Here is a 5,515-nt window from a genome sequence, read left to right on the forward strand (position 1 = left end):
GATGCGGTGGCGCGGGTCACCGTGGTCCCCGAGGACCGGGCCGACATCAAGGTGGACATCGTGCGCCCGCACCCCAGGCTGCCGCTCACCGTCCGAACCCTCGGCGACCGCACCATCGTCGACGGCGACCTCGACCACGGCATCCGCGGCTGCAACGTCGCGAGCCGCCAGCCGCACGTCACCGTCAGGGGCGTGGGGCGCGTCGACCAAGAGGCGATGCCGCAGGTCGTGATCTACACGCCGCGGAACGTGGCGCTGGCGGCCAACGGCGCGGTCGTGGGCGCGATCGGGCGCTCGGGCAGCCTCCAGCTCTCGAACTCGGGCTGCAGCGCCTGGACGATCGCCGACGTGGCGGGCGAGGCCGAGATTCACGAGTCGGGCGCGGGCGTGGTGCGGATGGGCGCGTCGGATCGCCTGGAGGTCCACTTGTCGGGCGCGGCCAACATCAACGCCACCCGCGTTCGCAGGAATCTGGACGCTCGCCTGTCGGGCGCCGGCAACGTCCGCATCGGCGAGCTCACCGGGGACATGCAGGTCCAGGTCTCGGGCGTCGGCAAGATCGACGTGAAGACCGGCAAGGCCAGTTCCGTCCGGGCCTCGGTCTCGGGCATCGGCTCGGTGGAGTTCGACGGGACCACGCAGGACCTGGACGCGTCGATCTCCGGGCTGGGCGGCGTAGACGTCGGGCAGGTCACCGGCAATGTGCGCAAGTCGGTGTCGGGCGGCGGCCGCGTCTCGATCGGCAACCGGCCCAGCTAGGGCTCAGCGCCCGGGCCGCGAGGCGCCGTCGACCTGGTCGGCTTCCGCCCGGTTTGGCGCGTGGCGGGTCTTCCGGCCCGCGCCGCTGGCCGGGTCGGTGAGGGTCTTGGACGATTTCGCCGAACCCTCCGCGCCGTGCGGCTCGGTGGCCGGGCGGGCCGCGCCGGCCTTCTGGTCGTGATCGCGGTTGTAGGCGGCGTCGTGCGAGGTCTGGCGGTCTTCGGGCATGATCGCTGAACGCCTGCCTGCGGCCTTCGATCCCTGGCCCTCGTCAGGGAAGAGGCTTGAAACCCCCCGCGGGTTGCGTCATACGCCTGCGTCCTACCCGACATCGTTGGAGTCTGCTTTTCTAGCCGCCGCGTGCGGACGACGGGTGTTCAGCCCGGACATCGGAAAACGCAGGGTTCGAGGGGTCGGAAAGGGCGACTTAGGAGTGTAGCTCAGCTGGTAGAGCGTCGGTCTCCAAAACCGAAAGTCGGGGGTTCGAGTCCCTCCACTCCTGCCACCCTATATAAGTCGGACCACAGGAACCGGAGCGTCGCTGAAGCGCCGTTCCAGATGAGAGTTTGAAGAGCCGGATGGCCAGGAAACCGAACCCGCAAGCGATGCGCGAGCGCGCCGCCAAGACCGCCGCGGTCATGGCCACGCCGGGCGGCGCCGTCGCGGCGCCCAAGAAGACCGGGTTCATCGAGGGCCTGCGCAACCTGCCGAAGTTCGCCATGGAAGTGCGGGCCGAAGCCCGCAAGATCACCTGGACCAGCCGCAAGGAAACCTGGATCACCTCGGTGATGGTGGCGATCATGGTCGTGATGGCTGCGTTCTTCTTCTTCGTGGTCAACTGGCTCCTGAACACCGGGATCACCTGGATCCTGAAGATCGCGACCGCCGGATAATCGATATGTCTGAAGCCAGCACCACCGCCGTCCCCAAGGGCAACCCGCGCCACAAGTGGTACATCGTCCACGCCTACTCGAACTTCGAGAAGAAGGTGAAGGACTCGATCCTCGACCAGGCTCGGCAGCACGGTCTCGAAGACAACTTCTCCGAGGTCCTCGTGCCGACCGAGGACGTGGTGGAGATCCGCCGCGGCCGCAAGGTGAACTCCGAACGCAAGTTCTTCCCCGGCTACGTGCTGGTGAAGATGGAGCTGACGGACGAGGCCTACCACCTCATCAAGAACACGCCGAAGGTGACGGGCTTCCTCGGCTCGGGCTCGAAGCCGATCCCGGTCTCCGAGAAGGAAGTCGAGCGCATCATCGGCACGATCGAAGAGGGCGTGGAGCGGCCGAAGCCGACCATCACCTTCGAGATCGGCGAGCAGGTGCGGGTCACCGACGGTCCGTTCGCGAGCTTCAACGGCTCGGTCGAGCAGGTCGACGAGGAGCGCGCCCGCCTGCGGGTCACCGTCTCCATCTTCGGCCGCGCGACGCCGGTCGAGCTGGAATACGGCCAGGTCGAGAAGATCAGCTAAGGCCCAGGGGCCTCGGCGATGACGTCCGGTCGCGACGCCGAACGCGAAACGCTCGCCGCGGACCTGCGCCGGCTGGGGGCGGTCGAGGATCTCGTCGTTCGCGTGATCGAGCGGCTGGGCGCGACCTGGCCGCCGACGCCGGAGGCGATGGCCGCCGACGTCCTTCTGATCGAGGCGCTGAAGAGCTTCCCCGTCTTCCCGGAGTGGTTCGAGCGGCGCATGACGGCGGCGCGCCGCCGGATGCTGTTCGCGCCCGAAACGCCGGGATGCGGTCCGTTGCTGGCCGCGCTCGCCATCCAGTGCCTGCTGAACGAACACGCCTGGATGCAGGACGCCGGGGAGAGCGCCCGTGTCGAGGCCCTGGCGGCGCGCGGCGCGGACCTTTCGCCCGAGGAGGCGATGGCGCTCGCCTGCTACCGGCCGCTGGCCGACCTGCCGGCGGCCGACGCGCTGCTGGCCAAGGGGTGGAGCGGTCCGGTCGCCGAGGTGATCGCCGAGCATGTCTCGGCCGTGCGCGAGGAGCGCGTGCTGGCCGCGGCGATGCCGGCCGTCACGCCGATCCGGGAGGGCGTATCCTCGGCCGTGCAGGGACAGTACGAGGTGCATCCCTATCCGCGCTGGCGCCGCGCGCCGCGGATGACGCCGGCCCGGCGGATCGTGGACCGTCCGGCGCCCGTGCGGCCGCAGGTCCTGGTGGCGGGATGCGGCACCGGCCGCCAGGCGATCCAGGCGCATGAGTGGCTGGCCGCCGAGCGCACGGTCGCCGTCGATCTCAGCCGGCGCAGCCTCGCCTATGCCGCCCGCAAGACGCGGGAGGAGGGCGTCACCGGCATCGAATACCTCCACGGGGACATCCTCGAACTGCCGCGGCGCTATCCCGAGACGTTCGACGTCGTGACCTGCGTGGGCGTGCTGCATCACATGTCCGACCCCTTCGAGGGCGCGCGGGCGGTCACGCGGACGCTGAAGCCGGGCGGCCTGCTCAACCTCGGGCTCTACAGCAGCACGGCGCGCTCGACGCTGCGCCCGGCGCAGGCGCTCGCGGCGCGGGACTACACGCCCGCGACCGTGCGGGAGCTGCGGCAGGCGATCTTCGCCGCGCCGGAAGGCGACGTGCTGCGGACCCCCGCCATCTCGCGGGACTTCTACGCCACCAGCGGCGCGCGGGACCTGCTGATGCACGTCCAGGAGCACCAGATGGGCTTCGCCGATCTGCGCCGGATGCTGGACGAGAACGGTCTCAAGTTCCTGAGCTTCATCGTGCCGGACGAGACGGTCGCGGCGTACCGCGCGGCGTTCCCCCACGACCCGCAATGCCGGGACCTCAGCGCCTGGGAGCAGTTCGAGAGCCAGAACCCGCGCACCTTCGCGCGCATGTACATGTTCTGGGCGGAAAAGCCGGCCGCCACCACGACGGCGCCGGGGTTCCGGCCCGCGGACGGCACGGCTCTCGGCGGCGTCGAGGACTGGAAGTCGCCGGCTGCGCGCGAGGCGGTCCGGACCGATCTGCGGCGCGGCGCCCGGGCCACCGCGCCCCGCGGCCAGCCCGCCATCGTGCATCTCCGGGCCAACTGGCCGGCCAGCGACGCGGCGCTGGCCGGAGACGACCTGCTCGCCGAGGTGCTCAGGGCCGTCCCGGTCTTCCCCTACTGGCTCGAGGGGCGGTTGACGGCGATCCGGCGGCGCCTCCTGCTGGGCAACCATGTCGAGGCGCTCCGGCCCCTGCTGCCGGCGCTCGCGATCCAGTGCTTCCTGAACGAATACTGCTGGGCCGAGGACGCGATCGAGCGCCACCTCGTCGCGCGGCTCGCGGCGCGCGTGGCGGACCTCACGCCCGACGATGCGATGATCCTCGCCTGCTATCGCCCGCTGGCCGACGTCCCCGGCGCGGAGGCGCTGCTGGCGCGCGGCTGGAGCGGCGGCGTCGCCGACGTGCTCCGGGAACAGCTCGTCGCGGTCCTGCAGGAGGGCGAGGTGCGCGAGGGGATCCCCGCCCTCACGCCGATCGGCGAGGGCGTGTCCGCGGCGGTCCGCGGACAGTACGAGGCCAATCCCTATCCGCGCTGGCAGGACGTCACGCCGCTGCCGCCCATCGGCTCGATCCTGGGCTGGCCGATCCCCGACGGCGCCGAGGTGCTGTTCGCAGGTTGCGGCACCGGCCACCACGCGATCCACGCGGGGCAGCGCTATGGTCCGAACGCCCGCGTGCTCGCGATCGATCTCAGCCGCGCCAGCCTGGCCTACGCGCTGCGCAAGACCCGCGAGGCGGGGATCGCCAACATCGAGTACGCCCAGGCCGACCTCCTGGCGCTGGGCGCTCTCGGCCGGACGTTCGACGCGATCGAGTCGAGCGGCGTCCTGCACCATCTGGCCGATCCGTCCGAGGGCGTCCGGGTGCTGGCCGGCCTGCTGCGGCCGGGCGGGATCATGAAGCTCGGCCTCTACAGCCGCATCGCCCGCGCGCCCTGGGGGGCGGCGAAGGCGCTCGCCCGCACCTACACGCCCGAGACGATCCGCGAGCTGCGCCAGGCGATCGTGAAGGCGCCCGAGGGCGATCCTGTGCGCGAGGCGATCAACACGACCGACTTCTATGCGACCAGTTCCCTGCGCGACCTGCTCATGCATGTGAACGAGCACGAGCTCGATGTCGCGGATCTGCAGCGGCTGGTCAGCGGGAACGGACTGGAATTCATGGGCTTCACGCTCGGCCCCGCCGTCCTGGCCGCCTACCGCGCGGCCTATCCGCACGACCCGAAGGGTCTCGATCTCGCCAACTGGGACGCCTTCGAACGGTCGCGCCCGGCGACGTTCCGCGGCATGTACCAGTTCTGGGTCCGGAAGCCCGGCTGATCCGCCGCGGTTGCCCGTGCGCGCCATTGCTGCTAGATGCGCCCGCCTCGCGGTGCGCCTTGCGTCCGCGGGGTGTCACACGCGTGACGCAAATCCGTGGGAGGGGACGGCCACCGCAACCCCGCACCACGGCTCAAACCGGCCCGATTGCGGGTCATGAGGAGCAAAGATGGCCAAGAAGATCTTGGGCTATATCAAGTTGCAGGTGCCTGCGGGCTCCGCGACGCCTTCGCCGCCCATCGGGCCGGCGCTGGGTCAGCGCGGCGTCAACATCATGGGCTTCTGCAAGGAGTTCAACGCCCGCACCGAGAAGGAAGCGAAGGGCACGCCCCTTCCGACCGTGATCACGGTCTACCAGGACAAGTCGTTCACCTTCATCACCAAGACGCCCCCGGCGTCGTACTTCATCAAGCAGGCGCTGAACCTGAAGTCGGG

At 70.4% G+C, this 5,515-nt stretch carries 6 protein-coding genes and 1 tRNA gene; 6 read left to right on the forward strand and 1 reads right to left on the reverse strand.

Features of this window, described 5'->3' with window-relative positions:
- Nucleotides 1–759, forward strand: a 759-nt coding sequence (locus JNL41_RS12815) for a DUF2807 domain-containing protein (RefSeq protein WP_293475500.1), incomplete at its 5' end; no start/stop codon positions are given.
- 3 nt (nt 760–762) lie between these two features.
- On the opposite strand, the gene JNL41_RS12820 is transcribed toward JNL41_RS12815, so the two are convergent.
- Nucleotides 763–987: a hypothetical protein gene (locus JNL41_RS12820; RefSeq protein WP_293475502.1), complete on the reverse strand. Its 225-nt coding sequence runs from the start codon at nt 985–987 to the stop codon at nt 763–765.
- A gap of 201 nt (nt 988–1,188) precedes the next feature.
- On the opposite strand from JNL41_RS12820, the gene JNL41_RS12825 reads away from it, so the two are divergent.
- The 5 genes from JNL41_RS12825 to JNL41_RS12845 all read left to right on the forward strand — a co-directional run.
- A tRNA-Trp gene (locus tag JNL41_RS12825) sits at nt 1,189–1,264 on the forward strand.
- 73 nt (nt 1,265–1,337) lie between these two features.
- Nucleotides 1,338–1,652: a preprotein translocase subunit SecE gene (secE, locus tag JNL41_RS12830; protein ID WP_293475504.1), complete on the forward strand. Its 315-nt coding sequence runs from the start codon at nt 1,338–1,340 to the stop codon at nt 1,650–1,652.
- Nucleotides 1,653–1,657: 5 nt separating this feature from the next.
- Nucleotides 1,658–2,230 carry a transcription termination/antitermination protein NusG gene (gene nusG, locus JNL41_RS12835; RefSeq protein WP_293475506.1) on the forward strand — a complete coding sequence of 191 codons (573 nt, stop codon included), beginning with the start codon at nt 1,658–1,660 and terminating at the stop codon, nt 2,228–2,230.
- Between the two features lie 18 nt (nt 2,231–2,248).
- Nucleotides 2,249–5,080, forward strand: a complete 2,832-nt coding sequence (locus JNL41_RS12840) for a class I SAM-dependent methyltransferase (RefSeq protein WP_293475508.1) — start codon at nt 2,249–2,251, stop codon at nt 5,078–5,080.
- Between the two features lie 169 nt (nt 5,081–5,249).
- Nucleotides 5,250–5,515: 50S ribosomal protein L11 (locus tag JNL41_RS12845; protein WP_293475510.1), on the forward strand; the 266-nt coding region annotated here is incomplete at its 3' end.

Origin of the sequence: Phenylobacterium sp. (assembly GCF_016793285.1) — a bacterium.
GTDB lineage: Bacteria > Pseudomonadota > Alphaproteobacteria > Caulobacterales > Caulobacteraceae > Phenylobacterium.

Bases quoted from the DNA above. Each gene is read 5' to 3' on its own strand.
- JNL41_RS12820 (WP_293475502.1), bottom strand. From the start codon at position 987: ATGCCCGAAGACCGCCAGACCTCGCACGACGCCGCCTACAACCGCGAT.
- secE (WP_293475504.1), top strand. From the start codon at position 1,338: ATGGCCAGGAAACCGAACCCGCAAGCGATGCGCGAGCGCGCCGCCAAG.
- nusG (WP_293475506.1), top strand. From the start codon at position 1,658: ATGTCTGAAGCCAGCACCACCGCCGTCCCCAAGGGCAACCCGCGCCAC.
- JNL41_RS12840 (WP_293475508.1), top strand. From the start codon at position 2,249: ATGACGTCCGGTCGCGACGCCGAACGCGAAACGCTCGCCGCGGACCTG.